Origin of the sequence: Brevibacillus sp. FSL K6-0770, assembly GCF_038000275.1 — a bacterium.
Taxonomy (GTDB): Bacteria; Bacillota; Bacilli; order Brevibacillales; family Brevibacillaceae; genus Brevibacillus; species Brevibacillus parabrevis.
Genome location: NZ_JBBOBQ010000001.1, coordinates 5,352,468 through 5,372,494, shown reverse-complemented (window position 1 = coordinate 5,372,494; position 20,027 = coordinate 5,352,468). Strand labels below are relative to the sequence as shown.

Annotated in this window: 15 protein-coding genes; 13 read left to right on the top strand and 2 right to left on the bottom strand. The window is 52.6% G+C overall.

All coding sequences use genetic code 11. The features are described from left to right. Positions 1-7 precede the first annotated feature (7 nt). From argB to argF, 5 genes are all read left to right on the top strand, one after another. Positions 8-808, top strand: coding sequence for an acetylglutamate kinase (gene argB / locus NST23_RS25505; protein WP_340964891.1), 801 nt, complete (start codon positions 8-10; stop codon positions 806-808). A gap of 13 nt (positions 809-821) precedes the next feature. Next, positions 822-2,003 carry an aspartate aminotransferase family protein gene (locus NST23_RS25500; RefSeq protein WP_340964889.1) on the top strand — a complete coding sequence of 394 codons (1,182 nt, stop codon included), beginning with the start codon at positions 822-824 and terminating at the stop codon, positions 2,001-2,003. Between the two features lie 205 nt (positions 2,004-2,208). Then, a complete protein-coding gene (locus NST23_RS25495; RefSeq protein ID WP_340964887.1) occupies positions 2,209-3,315 on the top strand; it encodes a carbamoyl phosphate synthase small subunit in 1,107 nt (368 codons plus the stop codon). Further along, positions 3,308-6,550, top strand: coding sequence for a carbamoyl-phosphate synthase (glutamine-hydrolyzing) large subunit (gene carB / locus NST23_RS25490; RefSeq protein WP_340964885.1), 3,243 nt, complete (start codon positions 3,308-3,310; stop codon positions 6,548-6,550). The genes NST23_RS25495 and carB overlap by 8 nt, the downstream gene beginning before the upstream one ends. Beyond that, positions 6,495-7,466, top strand: coding sequence for an ornithine carbamoyltransferase (gene argF / locus NST23_RS25485; protein ID WP_122966120.1), 972 nt, complete (start codon positions 6,495-6,497; stop codon positions 7,464-7,466). Before carB ends, argF begins: the two co-directional genes overlap by 56 nt. A 143-nt stretch (positions 7,467-7,609) precedes the next feature. Here argF and NST23_RS25480 read toward each other — a convergent pair whose 3' ends face one another. Then, complete coding sequence (locus NST23_RS25480; protein WP_340964883.1) at positions 7,610-8,152, bottom strand: histidine phosphatase family protein; 543 nt, start codon at positions 8,150-8,152, stop codon at positions 7,610-7,612. A gap of 464 nt (positions 8,153-8,616) precedes the next feature. Between NST23_RS25480 and NST23_RS25475 the strand changes: the two genes are divergently transcribed. The 3 genes from NST23_RS25475 (at position 8,617) to NST23_RS25465 (ending at position 12,604) form a co-directional block, all read left to right on the top strand. Continuing rightward, the gene (locus NST23_RS25475) at positions 8,617-9,876 is read left to right on the top strand and encodes an argininosuccinate synthase (protein WP_063229292.1); all 1,260 of its coding nucleotides are present in this window, start codon (positions 8,617-8,619) and stop codon (positions 9,874-9,876) included. Next, on the top strand, positions 9,873-11,318 hold the full coding sequence (gene argH / locus NST23_RS25470) for an argininosuccinate lyase (RefSeq protein WP_122966098.1): 1,446 nt from the start codon (positions 9,873-9,875) through the stop codon (positions 11,316-11,318). The genes NST23_RS25475 and argH overlap by 4 nt, the downstream gene beginning before the upstream one ends. Positions 11,319-11,485: 167 nt before the next feature. Further along, positions 11,486-12,604 carry a GerAB/ArcD/ProY family transporter gene (locus tag NST23_RS25465; RefSeq protein ID WP_122966099.1) on the top strand — a complete coding sequence of 373 codons (1,119 nt, stop codon included), beginning with the start codon at positions 11,486-11,488 and terminating at the stop codon, positions 12,602-12,604. 55 nt (positions 12,605-12,659) lie between these two features. On the opposite strand, the gene NST23_RS25460 is transcribed toward NST23_RS25465, so the two are convergent. Further along, positions 12,660-13,817, bottom strand: coding sequence for an iron-containing alcohol dehydrogenase (locus tag NST23_RS25460; RefSeq protein ID WP_063229294.1), 1,158 nt, complete (start codon positions 13,815-13,817; stop codon positions 12,660-12,662). A 385-nt stretch (positions 13,818-14,202) separates the two neighbouring features. On the opposite strand from NST23_RS25460, the gene ftsE reads away from it, so the two are divergent. The 5 genes from ftsE (at position 14,203) to NST23_RS25435 (ending at position 19,947) form a co-directional block, all read left to right on the top strand. After that, positions 14,203-14,889, top strand: a complete 687-nt coding sequence (gene ftsE / locus NST23_RS25455; RefSeq protein WP_063229295.1) for a cell division ATP-binding protein FtsE — start codon at positions 14,203-14,205, stop codon at positions 14,887-14,889. Beyond that, positions 14,879-15,775, top strand: a complete 897-nt coding sequence (ftsX, locus tag NST23_RS25450) for a permease-like cell division protein FtsX (RefSeq protein ID WP_122966101.1) — start codon at positions 14,879-14,881, stop codon at positions 15,773-15,775. The genes ftsE and ftsX overlap by 11 nt, the downstream gene beginning before the upstream one ends. A gap of 25 nt (positions 15,776-15,800) precedes the next feature. Continuing rightward, on the top strand, positions 15,801-17,003 hold the full coding sequence (locus NST23_RS25445; RefSeq protein WP_122966102.1) for a murein hydrolase activator EnvC family protein: 1,203 nt from the start codon (positions 15,801-15,803) through the stop codon (positions 17,001-17,003). Between the two features lie 97 nt (positions 17,004-17,100). Next, the gene (locus NST23_RS25440) at positions 17,101-18,570 is read left to right on the top strand and encodes a S41 family peptidase (RefSeq protein ID WP_122966103.1); all 1,470 of its coding nucleotides are present in this window, start codon (positions 17,101-17,103) and stop codon (positions 18,568-18,570) included. Between the two features lie 108 nt (positions 18,571-18,678). Next, on the top strand, positions 18,679-19,947 hold the full coding sequence (locus tag NST23_RS25435; RefSeq protein ID WP_122966104.1) for a PDZ domain-containing protein: 1,269 nt from the start codon (positions 18,679-18,681) through the stop codon (positions 19,945-19,947). Positions 19,948-20,027: the final 80 nt, after the last annotated feature.

Genomic DNA, 20,027 nt, shown 5'->3' with positions numbered 1-20,027 from the left:
AAAAGCGATGCAGGGGATAGTCGTTATCAAATGCGGCGGCAGCACGATGGATCAGTTGCCGGACTCTTTTTTTCAGGCGATTGCGAAGCTGCAACAGGAAGGCAAGCAGATCGTTATCGTGCATGGCGGGGGGCCTGCGATTAACAGCATGCTGGACCGCGTGCAAATCACGCCGCAGTTTGTCGACGGGTTGCGCGTGACTTGCGAAGATACATTGCGCGTCGTGGAAATGATTTTGTGCGGAAGCATCAACAAGCTACTCGTGCGGCGCTTGACCCAAGCGGGCGCCAAGGCATGGGGCGTGAGCGGAATCGACGGACAGACACTCGTGGCGCAAAAAACGTCCAAACCGCTGGGGTGGGTAGGAGAGATTACGAAAGCCGATACGGCCATTCCGGCTGCGATTCTGGAAAAAGGCTACGTTCCGGTCATTGCTCCGCTGTCCGTGAGCGATAGCGGGGTGGATACGTACAACGTCAACGCGGATGTAGCAGCGGGCGCAATCGCGGCAGCACTTTCTGCGGAAAAGCTGATCATGGTAACAGATGTTCCAGGGATTATGCGGCCGCAAGCAGATGGCACCAAAGAAATTGTCGCTCAAACAAGCACAGAAGAGATTCAAGCGATGATCCAGGCCCAAATCATTACTGGCGGAATGATTCCGAAGGTTCAGGCAGCACTGGATGCACTCGGTCAAGGCGTCAATCAGGTCGTCATTTGCAGGGGAACAGCGGAAGACTTGCTCGGCGTCTGCACAGGGGAGACAGTCGGTACAACGGTCAGAATGAATGTAAATCACGCCAATTAAGGAGGGCAAAGACATGAGTACAGTGACAGCGCCATTGCATGTTATGAATAACTATGCAAGATGGCCAATCAGCCTGGTAAAAGGCAAAGGAAATCAAGTGTGGGATGATCAGGGGAAAGCCTATCTCGATTTTACCTCAGGCATCGCGGTCACCTCTTTGGGGCACGTCCCGCCAAAAGTGACAGCCAAGCTGCACGAACAGCTGGATACGCTGTGGCATTGCTCCAATCTGGTGCACATTCCGCAGCAACAAATTTTGGCGGAAAAGCTGAGCCGCCTGTCAGGGCTGGATCAGGCGTTTTTTTGCAACAGCGGGGCCGAGGCGAATGAGGGCTTGATCAAGCTTGCTCGCCGCTATGCGCAAAAAGTGAAAGGCGAGGATCGCTACGAGGTCATTACGTTTGCGCAGTCTTTTCACGGACGTACCTTGGCGACTTTGACAGCGACAGGCCAGGACAAGGTCAAGGATGGTTTCCTGCCTTTGCCTGCGGGCTTCGTCACAGTACCGTACAACGATCTCGCGGCGGTTCAATCCGCGATTAACGACAAGACGTGCGCGATCATGCTGGAACTGGTTCAGGGCGAAGGCGGCGTGCACCCGGCAGAGGAAACCTGGGTGAAATCACTGCGTGACTTGTGCGATGAGCACGGATTGTTGCTCTTGGTCGACGAAATTCAGACGGGCATTGGCCGAACCGGCACATGGTTCGCTTTTCAACAATATGGAGTCAAGCCGGATGCGGTTTCTTTGGCAAAAGGCTTGGGCAGCGGCTTCCCGATCGGCGCAGTCGTTGCTACAAAAGAAGTGGCAGAAGCATTTTCGCCAGGGACGCACGGAACGACATTCGGCGGAAACCCGTTGGCAGCGACAGCAGGAATCGCTACGCTTGCGACGATGGAAGAAGAACAAATCCTCGATCAGGTAGCGCATATCCATCAAGTGTTGACGCAAGAGCTGGAAAAATTGAAGGCCGAGCATCCAGACAAGATCGTCACCGTGCGTGGAAAAGGGCTGCTTTTGGGCGTAGAGCTGACCATCCCGGCGGGCGATATCGTGACGTATGCACGGGAAAAAGGAGTCATCTTCCTGACGGCAGGGCCGCAAGTTTTGCGTCTGCTCCCTTCCTTCGTTACGACGGACGAGGAAGTAAAGCAGGCAATGGCTGTATTCGGAGAGGCTTTGGAGCAAGCCTAACAGCAAAGATTGCATGTTCTGCCAAAATGCAACGAGTTGCGGAAGTCAAAAAACTCGTTGCATTTTTATAATGCTGAATGTATATTAATACAAAGAGTTGCATAAATTCTCGGTATGAACGGTATACAAGTGAATGAATTATTCACCTGATCATATGCGCCAGTTGGCGTCTAGACGTGCCTATTGGAGAGGAGTGGCTTCACGGATGAACAGAGAGAATCAATCACTGGGAACGGGATACCTCACGTTGGAGAGCGGCGAGGTATTCGCAGGACAGCTTTACGGTGCTCCCATTAACGGATTCGGAGAAGTGGTTTTTCATACAGGGATGACGGGCTATCAGGAAGTCATGACTGACCCTTCCTTTGCGGGACAGATCGTCACCTTCACATATCCATTGATCGGGAACTACGGGATCAATGAAAAAGATTATGAAGCAGCCAAGCCGGCATTGACGGGAATGATCGTCAGCGAGCTGTGCACAGAGCCTAGCCATTACGAGTCGACCAAGACACTGGCCCAGGCGGCGGAAGACTTCGGCTTTCCGATCCTGGCCGGAATCGATACCCGAACCATTACGAAGCGCGTGCGGCAAAATGGTCCGGTCTTCGGTGTGATTTCCGGTCAGCCTATGCAAGCGGCTGAAGTGGCGTCACTGCGCTACAAGCATGCGAAAAAATCATTGGTAGCGAACGTTTCCACGAATCAAATCGAGCGTTACCCGGGTACAGGCGAGCATGTCGTGCTGGTCGATCTCGGAATGAAAAAATCGATTCTCGATTCGCTGTTGGAACTGGGATGCCGTGTCACGGTGGTGCCGTTTGATACGACATTTGCCCAAATCAACGCGCTTGCGCCAGACGGACTGCTGTTTTCCAACGGCCCTGGAGATCCGGAGCATCTGCTCGCGTATTGCAGCGAATGGCGAAAAGCGGTTGAGCAGTACCCGACACTTGGCATCTGTCTGGGCCATCAAGTGCTGGCGCTGATGTACGGCGGCAAAACAGAGAAGCTTGCTTACGGCCACCGCGGAAGCAACCATCCGGTGAAGGACATGATGACGGGCAAGGTATACATGACCTCGCAAAACCACGGATATGTCGTTAAAGAAGAAGCTCTGGACAAACGCCAGTTGGCCGTGTCGTACCGAAATGTAAATGACGGCTCGGTAGAAGGGCTGCGCCATGTGAGTCTGCCCGTGTTCAGCGTGCAGTACCATCCGGAGGCGCATCCCGGACCGAGCGATACTTCCCATATATTCCACCAATTCTTGCAATCGATGCGTGTAGTAGGAGCGAAGAGATATGCCTAAATTGCCACACATTCACAAAGTTTTGGTTATCGGTTCTGGCCCGATCGTTATCGGTCAGGCGGCCGAATTTGATTACGCCGGAGCACAAGCCTGCCTTTCGTTGAAAGAAGCGGGCGTGCAGGTCGTGCTGGTGAACAACAACCCGGCGACGATCATGACAGATGAGCAAGTAGCAGACAAAGTGTATCTGGAGCCGCTCACCGTGGAATCGGTGACCGAGATTATCGCCAAGGAGCGCCCGGACGGCCTTTTGCCTACACTGGGCGGACAGACCGGACTGAATCTCGCCGTTTCCCTGGCGGAAGCGGGAGTCCTGGAAAAGTATCAGGTACAGCTGCTGGGAACGCCGCTTGCCGCCATTCAAAACGGGGAAGACCGTGAACTGTTCAAGCAGTTGATGCAACAAATCGGAGAGCCGGTTCCCGAGAGCGACACAGTGGAATCCGTAGAAGCGGCCATTCAATTTGCCAACTCCATCGGCTATCCCGTCATCGTCCGTCCTGCCTATACATTGGGTGGAGCAGGGGGCGGCATCGCTGAGGATGAAGTTGCTCTGCGCAAAGTTGCGGCGGGCGGCATCGCAGCCAGCCCGATCGGGCAAGTGCTGATCGAGCGGAGCGTAAAAGGCTGGAAAGAGATTGAATACGAGGTCATGCGGGATGCCAACGACACCTGCATCATCGTCTGCAATATGGAAAATTTGGACCCGGTGGGCATCCACACGGGAGACAGCATCGTCGTGGCGCCATCGCAAACTTTGACAGACCGCCAGTATCAAATGTTGCGCAGCGCTTCGACAAAAGTGATCCGCTCGCTGGGCGTAGTAGGCGGCTGCAATATCCAGTTTGCCCTCGATCCCGATTCTGACCGCTACGTGCTGATCGAAGTCAACCCGCGGGTGAGCCGCTCGAGTGCGTTGGCTTCCAAGGCGACAGGCTATCCGATTGCGCGGATCGCTGCCAAGCTGGCATTGGGCTATGGGCTGGACGAAGTGATCAACCCGATTACGGGTTACACGTATGCCAGCTTTGAGCCTGCTTTGGACTACATCGTGGTAAAAATTCCGCGCTTTCCGTTTGACAAGTTCCCGCACGCTGACCGCAAGCTGGGTACGCAGATGAAGGCAACGGGTGAAGTCATGTCCATCGCCCGCAATCTGGAGGCTGGCTTGTTGAAGGCCGTTCGCTCGCTGGAGCAAGGCTGCACACACCTGTCTCGCCCGGAGCTTGCTTCCTGGACGAATGAAGAGCTGGCTCAAGCTTTGCAGGATGCGACTGATATCCGTTTGTTCGTTTTCGCCGAAGCGATCCGCAAAGGGTTCACAGAAGAACAGTTGCACGGCCTGACAGGGGTAGATCCGTTTTTCCTGCGGAGCTTGCGCAAAATCGTCGACATGGAAGTCGAGCTGTCGGCTCACGACAGCAGCACGCTCTCCACAGAGCTGCTGTTGGCTGCCAAACGTCTCGGTTTTGCGGATGAAACAATCGCTTCGCTGACCGGAGCAACGCCTTTGCAAATCAAACAACAGCGCGAGACAGCGAACATTACGCCTACTTATAAAATTGTGGATACGTGCGCGGCAGAGTTCGACGCACAGACACCGTACTACTATTCGGATTGGCAAGGAGTAGATGAAGTCGAGACATTGACCGGACGAAAAGTTCTGGTGCTCGGCTCCGGCCCGATCCGCATCGGGCAAGGCATCGAGTTCGACTACTGCTCTGTCCACGCCGCAAAAGCTTTGCAAACAAGCGGAATTTCCGCTGTCGTCGTAAACAACAATCCGGAAACTGTGAGTACGGATTATGAGACGGCTGACCACCTTTACTTTGAGCCGCTGCATGTGGAAGATGTGCTGCACGTTGCCGAACGTGAACAGGTAGAAGGAGTCATGGTTCAGTTTGGCGGGCAAACGGCGATCAATCTGGCGGCAAAGCTGGAGCAGGCCGGGTTGAAGGTAATGGGCACGTCACTTGCTGCCATTGAACGGGCAGAGGATCGCGAGCTGTTCTACGCTATGCTGCGCAAGCTCGACATTCCGCACATCCCGGGCAAAGGGGTGTCGTCTCTGGAAGATGCGACCGCGATCGCAGAAGAGATTGGCTTCCCTGTTTTGATGCGGCCTTCGTACGTCATCGGCGGACAAGGAATGGTGGTTGTACACGACATCGCAGAGCTGGAAGCGACGATCAGTGAATGGCTGAATCATCCGCAAAGCAGCGCGTTTTTCCCGCTTTTGGTCGATAAATACGTACCAGGTCGGGAAGCCGAAGTTGATGCGGTTTGCGATGGGCAGTCTGTCGTGATCCCGGGAATTTTTCAACACGTGGAGAAAGCGGGGATTCACTCTGGTGACAGTGTGGCGCTTTTCCCGGCTCCGGCCCTATCTGCTGAAATCAAGAGCAAAATCGCCAGCTATACAGAAGCGATCGCCCGCGAAATGGGAGCGGTCGGTCTGATCAACATCCAGTTCGTCATCGACACGGATACCGTGTATGTGCTGGAGGTAAACCCGCGTGCATCGCGTACCGTGCCAATCACGAGCAAGGTGACAGGCATCCCGATGGTCCAGTTGGCTGTAAAGGCTCAATTGGGTGAAAAGCTGGCGGATATGGGATACGGAACAGGCTTGCTGCCGGACATCCCATTTGCCGTCGTCAAAGCACCTGTCTTTTCCACGATCAAACTGAATGGCGTGGACCCGGTTCTCGGTCCTGAGATGAAGTCTACCGGAGAGGTGTTGGGACTGGGACGGACGTTTGAGGAAGCGGCCGGAAAAGCGTTTGCCTTCAAGGACAATCTGTACGGCGACTGGCAAACAGGCAAGCTGGTCATGGTCTCGCTGACTGACGCAGACAAAAAGGAAGAAGTCGGCAAGCTGATCGGACAGCTGCAAGCAGAAGGAGCGGCTCTAGCGGCAACGGCTGGTACGGCCGAATGGCTGGCAGCGTCGGGCGTTTCGGTCAAACATGTCGTGGAAGACGAAGCGGCCTGGAATCAATTGCTGCAAAAAGAGCAGGCAGCCTTTGCGCTGATTACCGCTACAAAAGGAAACCAACAGGGCAGAAGAGGGTTTGCCTTGCGCAGCCGCATGGTGCAGCAAGGAGTTCCGCTGTTCTGTGCAACAGATACATTCTCGTTATATGTGAAGTCCATTATGATGAAAAGAGGTGGCTCTCATGCAGCCAGTGAAGATATTGGAACACTTTCAAAACTTGCCCCTGCAAAAGCATAAAGGAAAAGACTTTTTGCGTGTCGATGAGTTCAGCGGTGAAGAATTGATGGAGTTGCTCCATCTTGCGGCGCACATCAAGCAGCTGCAAAAGCTGGGACAGCCGTTTACGCCTTTGCAAGGCAAGACGTTGGGCATGATTTTTGACAAGGCTTCGACTCGTACGCGCGTTTCCTTTGAAGTAGGGATGCACCAGCTTGGCGGGCTCGGAATGTTCATGAGCGGCAAGGAATTGCAACTGGGACGCGGAGAGCCAATCAGCGATACGGCAAAAGTATTGTCGCGCTACGTCGATGCGATCATGATTCGCACGTTCTCGCACTCTTACGTGGAAGAGTTGGCTGAACACGCCTCTATTCCGATCATCAACGGTTTGACGGATTTGTACCATCCATGCCAGGCACTGGCTGACATGCTGACGATCTGGGAGCACAAAGGCAAGCTCAAAGGCGTCAAGCTCGCCTATGTGGGCGACGGGAACAACGTAGCCAACTCGCTCGTTCTGGCAGCCGTTTTGCTCGGACTCGAAGTGCGCGTGGCAACGCCGGTTGGCTATGAGATGGATGCTGCCATCGTAGCAAAAGCGGTCGAGTACGCGAAAAAGAGCGGCGGAAAAATGATCGTGACGCATGATCCGGTAGAGGCAGTCGCAGGGGCAGACGCTGTTTACACAGACGTATGGACCAGCATGGGCTTTGAAGAAGAAAACGAAGTGCGCCTGAAGGCATTCGCCGAGTACCAGGTGAACGAGCAACTGGTAGCACATGCGGATCGCCATTACTTGTTCCTGCACTGCTTGCCAGCGCACCGTGGCGAAGAAGTGAGCGCGGGAGTCATTGACGGCGCAAGCTCGGTTATTTTCGATCAGGCTGAAAACCGCTTGCACGCGCAAAAAGCAGTTTTGGCAGCGCTCGTGTAGAGATACGCGTAATGAAGCCGAACAGGCCGTGAATTTGTGATTTGCGATTGCCGAAGAAACGGCAAACTAAAAAAACAGTTACAAGAGGCACAGTGTTTTGAACCTGGCCCTTGTAACTGTTTTTTGTTTGGACGCACGCTCAGCTACAGCTCAATCCTGGTTAGCTGCCATTTTTCCCGGCTTTGTGTGAGGTGAAATACGTCTGGATTGCGAAGCTGCTCCCAGTCGGAAAAGCCAATCCGCTCGTCGAAAGCTTTCAGGACGAGGGCGAGCAGACAGCCGTGTGTGACAAGCACAAAAGTCTGGTCGCTTTCGCTTTGCAACAGTTCGTGGATGACTGCGCAGGCCCGATCCATTGCCTCCTGGCTGGACTCGCCACCCTCCAGCTTGAGAGAAAGGTCAGCGAACGTATCGCGCAACCGCTCATACCAGTCAGGGCGAGGCACGCTGGAAAGCACGCGTTCTTCCAGGCGCTCGTCCGTTTCTATCGGGATGCCTTGCTTGCGAGCAAATGGCTCGATCGTAGCCAGCGCCCGCCGATACGGACTGGAGATAATGCGGTCGATCGGGTAAGCGGCAAAAAACGATGCCAACTGCTCGGCTTGGGCCGCTCCACGTTCAGTGAGCGCCGCTTCTGGTTCTTGGCCTGTAGCCTGGCAGTGGCGCACCAGAAAAATTTGCTTCATCTGTTCCTCCCATCCGGCTTTGAAAGTCCCAAAGCGTATAACTATATGGATTCTCCCTGAATGGGAGTCATTCCTATCGTCGCCGCAGCTTCATTTCGCATGAATACACTTTTCTATGCATAAATACAGTTTTATGCACGCCAAAAAGCGGGCGAGAAGCGAGCGGGAGGCAGCACAGAGTCGGTTTTGAATAAACAGAATTTTTCGCCTATACAAAAGGCACAAGCGGCAAGTCTGGATCGGCTCAGAGCGCGATAAAATGGCGAAAAACGCCTATGCGATGGGAACTGGCGAATGGCACATGTGGAAAAAGCGGGTAGCTTGCCGCTTTTTCGGGTAAAAAACGGCTGACTAATTTTGTCTGTGAAAATCTCGCAAATAAATGCGAAAAGTGGTTGTATTTTTATTAACTCGTTTGTATAATTACTCACATAAGAGATCACTTGAAACGGGGAGAGAGAATAATGGCAAAAGATAAAATTGTTTTGGCCTACTCTGGCGGTTTAGATACATCGGTAGCAATTAAATGGTTGCAAGACACGTACAATTTTGACGTCATCGCGGTTGCTTTGGATGTAGGGGAGGGCAAAGACCTCGATTTCGTCCAGAAAAAAGCACTTCAAGTAGGAGCGCTCAAATCCATCGTTGTTGATGCGAAGGAAGCATTCGCAGAAGAATTTGTCCTGCCTGCCCTGAAAGCAAATGCGATGTACGAAGGCAAATACCCGCTCGTGTCGGCTTTGTCTCGTTACCTGATTTCTCGCGTGCTGGTTGAGATCGCAGAAAAAGAAGGCGCTGTAGCGGTAGCGCACGGTTGCACAGGAAAAGGAAACGACCAGGTGCGTTTCGACGTATCCTTCACTGCCTTGAATCCGGATATCAAAATCGTGGCGCCTGTTCGCGAATGGGGCTGGACTCGCGACGAAGAGATTGAATATGCGAAAAAGAACAATATCCCGATCCCGATTGATCTGGACAATCCATACAGCATTGACCAAAACCTGTGGGGCAGAAGCTGCGAGTGCGGCGTCCTGGAAGATCCGTGGGCAGCGCCGCCAGAAGGTGCGTACGATCTGACGAAATCAATCGCAGACGCTCCAGAAGAAGCGGAAGAAATCGAGATCACGTTTGTCCAGGGCAAGCCAACTGCGCTGAACGGCGAGGAGCTGCCATTGTCCGAACTGATCCTGAAGCTGAACAAAATTGCCGGAAACCACGGCGTAGGCCGCATCGACCACGTAGAAAACCGCCTGGTGGGCATCAAATCCCGCGAGGTGTACGAAACACCTGCTGCGACTACCCTGATTCTCGCGCACCGCGAGCTGGAATTTTTGACGCAGCCTCGTGAAGTAGCGCAATTCAAGCCGATTGTGGAGCAAAAAATGGCGCAAGTGATCTATGAAGGTCTGTGGTATTCGCCAATCCGCAATGCCGTTCAGGCGTTCATCGAAGAAACGCAAAAGCACGTAACAGGTGTCGTTCGCGTGAAGCTGCACAAAGGACATGCGATTGTAGTGGGCCGCAAATCTGCTTCGACACTCTACAGCCACGAGCTGGCTACTTACAATGCAGGCGATCAGTTCGATCACAAAGCAGCGCTTGGTTTCATCAAGCTGTGGGGATTGCCGACAAAAGTATACGCGCAAGTGAACGAAGGCGTATTGCATGAGAACAAAAATACGGCGATCAAGATTTTGGATGAAAAGGATGCGATCACGCAATGAAACTGTGGGGAGGACGCTTCACGAAGCCGACGAATCAGCTCGTAGAAGAGTATACAGCTTCTATCTCTTTTGACCAGAAGATGTGGCGTCAGGACATCGTCGGCAGCCTGGCTCATGTTGCCATGCTGGGCAAGTGCGGCATCCTGCCGATGGAGGAAGTACGTCAAATCATCGCGGGCTTGAAAAAAGTAAAAGACAAAATCGAGCGTGGGCAGGCCGAGTTTTTGGTCGCGCACGAAGATGTTCATATGAATATCGAGAAAATGCTGATTGAGGAAATCGGTCCGGTGGGGGGCAAGCTTCACACCGGACGCAGCCGCAACGATCAGGTTGCCCTGGATATGCACCTGTACCTCAGAGAGAAGCTGATGGAGATCATCCAGTTGGCGATGTACCTGCAGGAAGCGATGCTTGCGCAAGCCAGTCAGCACCTTGATACCGTCATGCCGGGTTATACGCATTTGCAACGTGCGCAACCTGTCCTGTTCGGCTACCACCTGATGGCGTATGTTTCGATGCTTCAGCGTGACATCGAGCGGATGACCGAGACGTGGAATCGCGTGAATGTGCTGCCACTTGGCGCCGGTGCCCTGGCAGGCACGACGTTCCCGATCGACCGTACGTTTGTGGCTGAGATGCTGCAATTTGACGGCATTTATCAAAATAGCATGGACGCGGTTAGCGATCGCGATTTCATCGTCGAGTTTTTGGCTGACGCTTCGCTTTTGATGACGCATTTGTCCCGTCTGTGTGAAGAGCTCGTCATCTGGAGCAGCCAGGAGTTCTCGTTTGTCGAGCTGGATGATGCCTTTTGCACAGGTTCCAGCATCATGCCGCAGAAGAAAAATCCGGATGTCGCCGAGCTTGTGCGCGGAAAAACGGGCCGTGTGTACGGCAATCTGTTTGGTTTGTTGACTGTGCTCAAAGGCTTGCCGCTGGCGTACAACAAAGACATGCAGGAAGACAAGGAAGGCATGTTCGATACCGTGGCGACGATTCATGGCGCTCTTGCTCTGCTCACGCCGATGATCCAGACCATGCAGGTGAGAACAGAACGCATGCGTCAGGCTGTCACCAACGATTTCTCCAATGCGACTGATTTGGCGGATTACTTGGTGCGCAAAAACATGCCGTTCCGCCAGGCGCATGAAGTCGTGGGCAGAACCGTTCTGTACTGCATCGAGCAGCAAAAATATTTGCTCGACTTGACTCTGGAGGAGTTCCAAAGCTTCTCGGGCGTGATCGGGGCAGACGTGTACGATGCGCTGGCAGTAGAGACGGTCGTAAATGCCCGCAACGTGCTGGGCGGTACAGCGCGCAATCAGGTAGAAGCACAGATTGCCTGGTTCCAGAACAAGCTAAAAGAGACGCACGTCTGGGTAGATAAAAACAGTCAAAAAGTGATGATTGAATCGTTGATCGATGTCGGATCACCCGCATAATCGAGCAGTTTGACTAAAGCATGAGGACGGATAGGCAGCGAGCCTGTCCGTTTTTTTCATGCAAAAATGAATTTGAGGGGAGCGGAGGCGGGGCTTGGCGTTTAGCTGGGGGCGTATGGGGAAATAATTGTGAAAAGGTCATAAGGTCGAAAGCGGGCAAAATCATCATGCTGGACAATTACAAAATCAGTCCCCGACAATTTATGATGCTGGTTACCCTCGTAACGATTGGAGATTCTGTACTTGTCCTGCCGGCTATCTCAGCCGATCTCGCGAAACAGGACGCCTGGATTGCAGTCATGATCGGGCTTGTCATCGGACTGGGCAATGTGCTGCTGCTGATCGCAGTGGGCAAGCGCTATCCGAATGTAAGCTTTTTTTCGTTTATCGATCGATTATTCGGGCGTGTCCTGGGCACCATGATTACGCTCTCCTTCGTCTGGTACACGTTTTTTTCAGCCTCAGCTCACGTCTTGGAAACAGGAGATTTTGTCGGGACGTATCTTTTGAATGACACGCCGAGCATCGCGATTCAGCTGTTGCTCGTTATTCTCATCATGTTCGGAGTGCGGCTCGGGCTGCAAACGGTGGCCTACTCTGCGCAAATTTATTTTTACACCTTCTTTTTCCTGTTCGTGCTGCTCATTCTTTCCCTGATTCCGCAAGCTGATCTTTCCCGGCTGCAGCCCGTGATGGAAAATGGCTGGAAGCCGATTGTGGCAGGTGCCATCCCTTCCGTTGCGTTTCCTTTTTCAGAGTTGGTTATATTTTTGGCGATTCTGCCGTACGTTTCACCCATTCAAAAGCGGATGCGGCATTTTTTGAAAGGGGCTTTTTTGGGCGGGATGGTGCTTGCGATCGTTATTTTTATGTGCATCCTCGTACTGGGCGCTGACCAGACAGCGCGCCATATGTACCCGTCGTACGTCCTGGCGAAGCAAATAAAGATCGGGACGTTCATTCAGCGGCTGGAAGTCATTCTCGCCGTGGTCTGGTTCATCGCTGTGAACGCCAAGATCACGATTTACAGTGTGTTTTTTCAACTGGGACTTCGTCACGTTTTCCGCATTCAAGATATGCCTGTGCTTACGTTGCCGTACATGGTCATGCTGTTGGTCATGGCAAATATTTTTACGCCAAACATGGTTGTGTATGGCAGCATCATCTCGCAATACTGGCCGTATTACGACTTTACCTATTCGATCGGGCTTCCCGTGCTGATGCTGATCGTGTACAAGTGGAGGAGCAAATTGGCCGGGCCGCAAATCCACGACACGAAACAATAACGCCGCGACTCTTGCGAGAGCGCGGCGTTTTTCCTTGGTCGGCAGCTATGATTTTTTACAGAGACATGCGCAAAATTTCGTGGACGTCTGCACTGGTTAATGTTTTGAACTGACCAATCGGACCAAAAGGAGTTGCTTTCTGGGCCATAAGTTCCAGATGCTCGTCCGTAATTTGATAGTCAGCGAGACGGGTAGGGGCTCCGATTCGGGCAAAGAACGCTTCTACAGCAGCGATTCCCTCAAGCGCCACTTCCTCGTCCGTTTTTCCGGCGGGATCGACATTCCATACTTCCACGGCAAAACGGACGAATCGCGCCACGTTCTCCTTATACACATACCGCATCCATTTCGGGAAAATGATCGCCAGGCCGCCGCCGTGAGGAATATCGTACACGGCACTTACGGCGTGCTCGATGGAGTGCGTAGCCCAGTCAGTCGTCACGCCGACAGGCAACGTTCCGTTCAAAGCCATCGTCCCACTGTACAGGATGTTGGCGCGCGCGTCGTAATCTTGCGGATTGTCCAGAACGCGCTCGGCGTTTTCGATGACGGTTTTCATGATCGCCTCGGCAAAACGGGTTTGGAGCGGAATTTCGCTCGTGTGCGTGAAGTATTGCTCAAAAACGTGTGACAAAATATCGCTGATTCCGTAAATGGTCTGATCGCGCGGGACGCTGAACGTATTTTCCGGATCGAGAATGGAGAAGGTCGGGAAAGTAGTTCCAGCCCCGTGCTTTTCTTGTGTGTCCCAGTTGGTTACGACGCTGCCGCGATTCATTTCCGAGCCGGTCGCAGCGAGCGTCAGGACGGTGCCGAGCGGCAAAGCTTTTTCGGCTACTGCTTTGCGCGTATAGAAATCCCACACGTTGCCTTCGTAAGGAACGCCGACCGCAACTGCTTTTGCTGCGTCAATCACGCTGCCGCCGCCCACTGCCAAAATCCAGTCGACGCCTTCAGCGCGGCACAGGTCGATCCCTTTTTGCACAGTGCCAAGACGCGGGTTTGGCTCTACGCCTGGAAGCTCCAGCACGCGATTGCCAGCAGCTTGAAGCAGCGAGACAACCTTGTCATACAGGCCGGAGCGCTTGATGCTGCCACCGCCGTACACGAGCAGAACCGTGCTGCCAAGCTGCTTCGCTTTATCTTCCAGCTGGGCCAGTTGGCCTCGGCCGAAAATGAGTTGAGTCGGGTTATAGTAAACGAAGTTTTCCATCATGTCAGCTCCTTCATCGTCTTGCATAGCTACATTTTAACGAACTGCCCGGATGCATGCCAGCCAGCGATGTGCTGAGGCTTCGCCAAAAAAGTTTGGCTTGGTGGCGTTTCGTAAACTTTTCGGTAACAAATCGTGTCGGATGGAAGAGAAAACGCGACGCTTTCGACAAGAAATAAGAGATTTAGTGGATACCATCCGCGAAACAGGGTGGTATAATAAATAAGATGGGTAATCTCGCTGTTTTTCAACATCGAACAACAGAGGTTGCCAGAGGGAAGAGGGGTTTTGTCGATTTTGCCTGAATCAGCAGCATTTCGGCAGAGAAATAAAAATCAGGATCAAGAGAATATAGAAGGATCTGACTATGTAGGATGTGATTTGCTTGATCGAGATGTTTGATGTTTGGAAAACGTACCCGAACGGCACGAATGCACTAAAGGGTATCAACATTCGGATTGAAAAAGGCGAATTTGTGTATGTGGTTGGGCCGAGTGGAGCAGGGAAGTCCACGTTTATCAAGCTCATGTACCGCGAAGAGAAACCGACCAAAGGCCAAATTTTTCTGGGCGGCTTCAACGTAAGCCGGATCAAGGAGCGGCAAATTCCGCTCGTTCGCCGCAGCATCGGGGTTGTCTTCCAGGATTTCAAACTGTTGCCGACACTCACTGTATTCGAAAATGTCGCATTTGCGATGGAAGTAATTGAAAGCAATCCAAAACAGATCAAGCCGCGTGTCATGGATGTGCTGGGTCTGGTCAAATTGAAGCACAAGGCGAAAATGTTGCCAAGCGAGCTGTCCGGTGGCGAACAGCAGCGGGTGGCACTGGCACGGGCGCTGGTGAACAGCCCAGGCATCATCATTGCCGACGAGCCGACAGGGAACCTCGACCCCGAGACGTCGTGGGAGATCATGAAGCTGTTTGAGGAAATCAATCAGCGCGGCACAACAGTCGTCATGGCTACGCACAACCGGGAGATTGTGAACACCATGAGAAAACGGGTCATTGCCATCGAAGCAGGACAAATTGCCCGTGATGAGCAGAGAGGGGATTACGGTTATGAAGATTAGAACGCTGGGACGCCACGTCCGTGAAGGGGTCAAAAACCTCAACCGGAACGGCTGGATGTCGTTCGCGTCAGTCAGTGCCGTTACGTTTACTCTGTTCATTCTTGGCGTCTTCCTGATTTTGGCGATGAACGTCAACTATTTTGCGAAATCAGTCGAAAAACAAGTGGAAATCAGGGTCTTCATGGCGGATCTTACCTCCAAGGAAGACTTGCAAAAATTTGAACAAAGCGTGCGCAACATGCCGACAGTGGAGTCTGTCGAGTTTATTTCCAAGGACGAAGGCTTGAAGCAGTTCAAGGAGAGTATGGGGGACAAGGCGTACCTTTTTGACGGCTTGGAAAAAGGGAACCCGCTTCCCGACTCGTTTGTCGTCAAGACGAAGCTGCCGCAGGACACGCCTGCTGTCGCCAATCAAATCAAGCAAATGAAATCGGTCAGAAGCTTGAACTACGGGGAAGGAACAGTCGAAAAGCTGTTTGCTGCCACTGACACGGTAAGAAACGTAGGGATCGCCTTCATTATCGGTCTGGGCTTCACCGCCATGTTCCTGATCGCCAACACGATCAAGCTGACCATTGTAGCAAGGCGCAGAGAAATCGAGATCATGAAGCTTGTTGGCGCCACGAACTGGTTTATTCGCTGGCCGTTCTTTGTAGAAGGATTGCTCATGGGTGTAACCGGGGCATTAATCCCGATCATTTTGTTGGCAGTTGGCTACTACTACCTGCTGGATGCCATTCATTCCAGCTTTGAAGCTTCCCAACTGTTCAATCTATTGCCATTGTTCCCATTGGTGTATCAGGTAGCCCTCGCTTTGCTGGCGATTGGCGCGTTTATCGGAATCTGGGGAAGCCTGGTGTCAGTTCGCCGCTTCCTGCGAGTTTAACATTGGAAAACGTGGGAGGAGTATCATGAGAAAGAGGATGATCCTAGCAACACTCTTGATCACTGGCCTTTTGGCCGGTTCAGCGATCCCGACTAACGTGAGCTGGGCAGCCAGCAAAGCATCTTTGGACAAGATCAATCGAGAGTTGAAGGAAATACAAAAGAAGAAAAAGCAGCAGCAACAGCAAATGAAGCAAGCTGAGCAGCAAATCGGTGCCGTGCAAAAGGAGCAGCAAGATTTGCAAACACAGCTCATGACGATCGACTTGCGCCGCAATGAAACACAAAGCAAGTTGGACAAGCTGGAGCAGCAAATGAATGAAACGAAGGAAAAGGCTGCCAATGCGCAAGATGAACTGGATGAAGCAAAAGATCGGGTGGCAAAACGGGAAACCTTGTTGAAAACCCGGGTAAAATCCATGTACGAGCGCGGAAATGTCTCCTATCTGGACGTTCTTCTCGGATCGTCCGATTTCGGCGACTTCCTGACCCGCATGGAGGGTTTGCAGTTGATTCTTGAGCAGGATACGCGTATTCTAGAAGACAATATTCGCGACAAAGAAACAGTCGAGACAAAAAAGAAAGAGATCGAGCACCAGCTGACTGTTTATGCAGGGATGCTTGACGAGGCGGAAGCACTCAAAGCCGAACTGGACAAGCAGTACAAGCACAGTCTCGTGGTCAAGGCTGAACTGAAGAAGAAAGAAGCTGCTCTGGAAGAAGACCTGGAGCAGTATGGACAGCAGTTGATCGAGTTCACGAAGCAAGAATCCGCCAAGTACGCGGAGCGGGTGCGGGCGATGAGCGCGTCGAGCACAGGCTACAAGGGCGGCAAGCTGGCCTTGCCGGTTGCAGACGGACAATTTCGCTTCAGCTCGGGCTTCGGGGTGCGAACCGACCCGTTTACAGGACGTTCAGCTGGGCATAATGGTGTAGACATGGCAGCTCATAAAGGAACGACGATCATGGCTGCGGCTGACGGTGTCGTAATTTATGCCGGGTATTACAATGGTTTTGGCAATACGGTCATGATCAGGCACAGCGCTGATCTGGTCACTCTCTACGGACACATTCGCGAGGGCGGAATCAAAGTGTCTACGGGACAGTCTGTATCGAGAGGCCAGAAGATCGCAGAAGTCGGCTCCACAGGCCGATCTACCGGAAATCACGTTCATTTTACCGTCTACAAAAATGACGTTGCTGTCAACCCAATGCCGTACCTGAAATAGTCATGCAGCGGGCAGCCAGACAAATATTGCTAACGGGGAATGCATACACTAGCAGCATATCTTTTTGCCGGTAGCACAAAGGATGGTGACGTGAGTAGTGAGATGGAAAGGACGTACTGTATTAGCGCTTGTGCTCATTTCGATGGTAGCCAGCAGCTTTTTGACCATAGCGCTGATGAAGACTTCAGCCAGCGCGAACGCAACACAGAGTGGCGCCTTGACGGCTTCTACCAGCACAGTGTTTTCGGGAAGCTCGGAATATCCGCAGGAGTTCAAAAAGCTGTACGAAGCTTTTACAGCGATTAAAAAAGATTACATTCAAACTGTCACCAACGATCAGTTGGTAGAAGGCGCAATCGGCGGCATGGTTGGGGCTTTGGAAGATCCGTACAGCGATTACATGGACCCGAAATCGGCAGAAGAGTTTACCTCTACACTGCATTCGACCTTCCAGGGAATCGGGACAGAGGTAACGATGCAAAATGGACGGGTTACCGTCGTCTCGCCATTCAAAGGCTCCCCGGCTGAACGGGCAGGTCTCAGACCAAACGACCAGATTTTGAGCGTCAACGGCGAATCGCTGGAGGGTCTGGATTTGCACCAGGCCGTGACGAAAATTCGCGGGCCAAAAGGTACGAAGGCTGTACTGAAAGTCGTTCGGGCAGGCGTAGCGGAACCGCTGAACATCGTGTGCATCCGTGACGATATTCCGATCGAGACAGTGAACAGCCAAATCCTTGAGAAAAACGGCGTGAAGGTTGGCGTGATCGCCATTACCCAATTCTCGACGGAGACAGCGAAACACTTCAAAGATCAATTGGCTTCCCTGGAGAAAAAGGGGATTGGCGGACTCGTCATCGACGTGCGCGGCAATCCGGGCGGTTACTTGCTCGCAGTCAAGGAAATCGGCGAAGTGCTCGTGCCGAAAAAAGGAGTCATCGTCGCCATTGAGTACGGTACTGGCGGACAGCAAAAAGAAGAGTATCGTTCTATGACAGATGCGGCCAAACCGTATCCAATCACCGTCCTGATCAACGGGGGCAGCGCAAGCGCCTCGGAGATTTTGGCGGGCGCGATGCGCGACAGCGGACACTACAAGCTGGTCGGTGAAAAGAGCTTCGGCAAAGGAACTGTCCAAAGCACGATGGAAATGACAGATAAGAGCCAGTTGAAGCTGACTATCGCCAAATGGGTTACGCCAAGCGGCGAATGGATTCACAAAAAAGGGATCGAACCGGACTTCAAAGTCGCGCAGCCTGAGTATTTCAATGCGACGCAACTGCCAGCGGACAAGGAGCTTGCCAAGGACATGGCGGGCAACGACGTGAAGAATCTGCAACTGATCCTGACCGGACTGAATTTGTCGCCAGGTCGTGATGACGGCTACTTCGATGAGAAGACGGAGCAGGCAATCAAGCAGTTCCAAACCGCGAAGAAGCTTCCTGTAACCGGGAAAGTGGACGCTGCCACGCGCAGTCAACTGGAAGACAGCTTGCGCGAGACCATGCGCAAACCGGAGAATGACCTGCAATTGCAGAAGGCTCTGGACGTTGTCAGCGGCAAGTAATGAAAATAACAAGAATATGGAAGCAGGGAATCCCCTTGTTTCCGTAGAAATGATAACCACGGCAAATCACATGTCGTGGTTTTCTTTTTTCTATTTGAGGTGAGGCATTTGGCGATTCAGGCAGATATGCTTTCCATTGCATATGGCTTTGCCGCGTTTTTTCTCAACCCCGTCTTTTACCTGTTTCTCGGCTTCATTTACTTGCACTATCGCAGGCAAATGAACCTGGAAAGGCAGCTGTTTGCCGCACGCATGCAAACACCGCTCCTTTCGACAATCCGGGCGGCAGGCATGGGCGTAGTAGGGGGACTTTGCATCTCTCTTCTCGCTGCAGGACTGGGAGTAGTTGTACAGGCGCAAGATTTATGGATTTTATGGGGATTGGCTCTGCTGTTGGCGCTGATTCGTTTACGTTTTCTTTGCTTCGCGTATGCCGCAGGCTTGCTCGCGATTTTGCACACAATTGCCCAAGTAGCTCCGGGGCTGAAAGACGTCGAGGTCATTGGTCCTGTCTGGACAATGCTGCTGCAAGCCAAGCCAGTGCCGCTGCTTGCCTTGGTGGCGATCATGCATTTGATTGAAGCGATGCTCGTCCGCTGGAACGGAGGCAGAGATGCTTCGCCGCTGTTTGTCGAAGGGCAGCGCGGGCGCATTGTCGGTGCGTATTTGTTGCATTCTTTCTGGCTGACTCCGCTTGCCCTGTTTGTTCAGGTCGAGCCGGGAACGATCAGCGGCACTTTGTATCCGGGCTGGCCGTTTTTTTCGGGTGAGCTTGCTTCCTTTGGCTTGTTGCTGTTGCCTACGGTCACCGGTTTTTCCGATATGACCCAAACGATGACACCACGCAGCAAGGCAAAGCAAATTTCCAAAAGCCTTATCTGGTACGCTATCGGGCTTTTGGCGCTTTGCGCCTTGTCGGTGTTGTTTATGCCGCTTGTTCTGCTCGCCGCTTTGTTCGCGTTATTCGGACACGAAGCGTTATTTTTCTGGAGTCAGCTAAAAGAGCGGCAGCGGTCACCGTATTTCATCCAATCCTCGCGCGGCATCAAGGTGATGGGAGTCATTCCGGGCACGCGGGCGGAAGAAATCGGGATTGCTCCAGGGGAGATCATCGTCAAAGTGAACGGCATTCCAGTGCGGGATAAGACGGATTTGTATCCGGCCTTGCAAGCCAACTCGGCTTTTTGCAAAATGGAAGTGCTCACGCGCGATGGAGAGCTGAAGTTCGTGCAGTGTGCAGTCTACGCTGGCAACCATCATCAGTTGGGCATTATCGTAGTGCCGGATGCAACCACTCGCGTATTTGTCGATTTGAAACGCTCCAGCGTAGTTGAGCTGATCAAGCAAAAGCTTGAAAAACTGAATGTAGGCGCTTGAGCAAAGGGGAAGAGAAGGTGTGCGACAGATGTTGCACGCCTTTTTTTCATAAAAGGAACGGATTCGATAAAAAATTTTTT

What these genes read in the sequence shown, in the direction of transcription:
- argB (WP_340964891.1), top strand. Translation starts at nt 8, where the DNA reads ATGCAGGGGATAGTCGTTATCAAATGCGGCGGCAGCACGATGGATCAG.
- NST23_RS25500 (WP_340964889.1), top strand. Translation starts at nt 822, where the DNA reads ATGAGTACAGTGACAGCGCCATTGCATGTTATGAATAACTATGCAAGA.
- NST23_RS25495 (WP_340964887.1), top strand. Translation starts at nt 2,209, where the DNA reads ATGAACAGAGAGAATCAATCACTGGGAACGGGATACCTCACGTTGGAG.
- carB (WP_340964885.1), top strand. Translation starts at nt 3,308, where the DNA reads ATGCCTAAATTGCCACACATTCACAAAGTTTTGGTTATCGGTTCTGGC.
- argF (WP_122966120.1), top strand. Translation starts at nt 6,495, where the DNA reads ATGCAGCCAGTGAAGATATTGGAACACTTTCAAAACTTGCCCCTGCAA.
- NST23_RS25480 (WP_340964883.1), bottom strand. Translation starts at nt 8,152, where the DNA reads ATGAAGCAAATTTTTCTGGTGCGCCACTGCCAGGCTACAGGCCAAGAA.
- NST23_RS25475 (WP_063229292.1), top strand. Translation starts at nt 8,617, where the DNA reads ATGGCAAAAGATAAAATTGTTTTGGCCTACTCTGGCGGTTTAGATACA.
- argH (WP_122966098.1), top strand. Translation starts at nt 9,873, where the DNA reads ATGAAACTGTGGGGAGGACGCTTCACGAAGCCGACGAATCAGCTCGTA.
- NST23_RS25465 (WP_122966099.1), top strand. Translation starts at nt 11,486, where the DNA reads ATGCTGGACAATTACAAAATCAGTCCCCGACAATTTATGATGCTGGTT.
- NST23_RS25460 (WP_063229294.1), bottom strand. Translation starts at nt 13,817, where the DNA reads ATGGAAAACTTCGTTTACTATAACCCGACTCAACTCATTTTCGGCCGA.
- ftsX (WP_122966101.1), top strand. Translation starts at nt 14,879, where the DNA reads ATGAAGATTAGAACGCTGGGACGCCACGTCCGTGAAGGGGTCAAAAAC.
- NST23_RS25445 (WP_122966102.1), top strand. Translation starts at nt 15,801, where the DNA reads ATGAGAAAGAGGATGATCCTAGCAACACTCTTGATCACTGGCCTTTTG.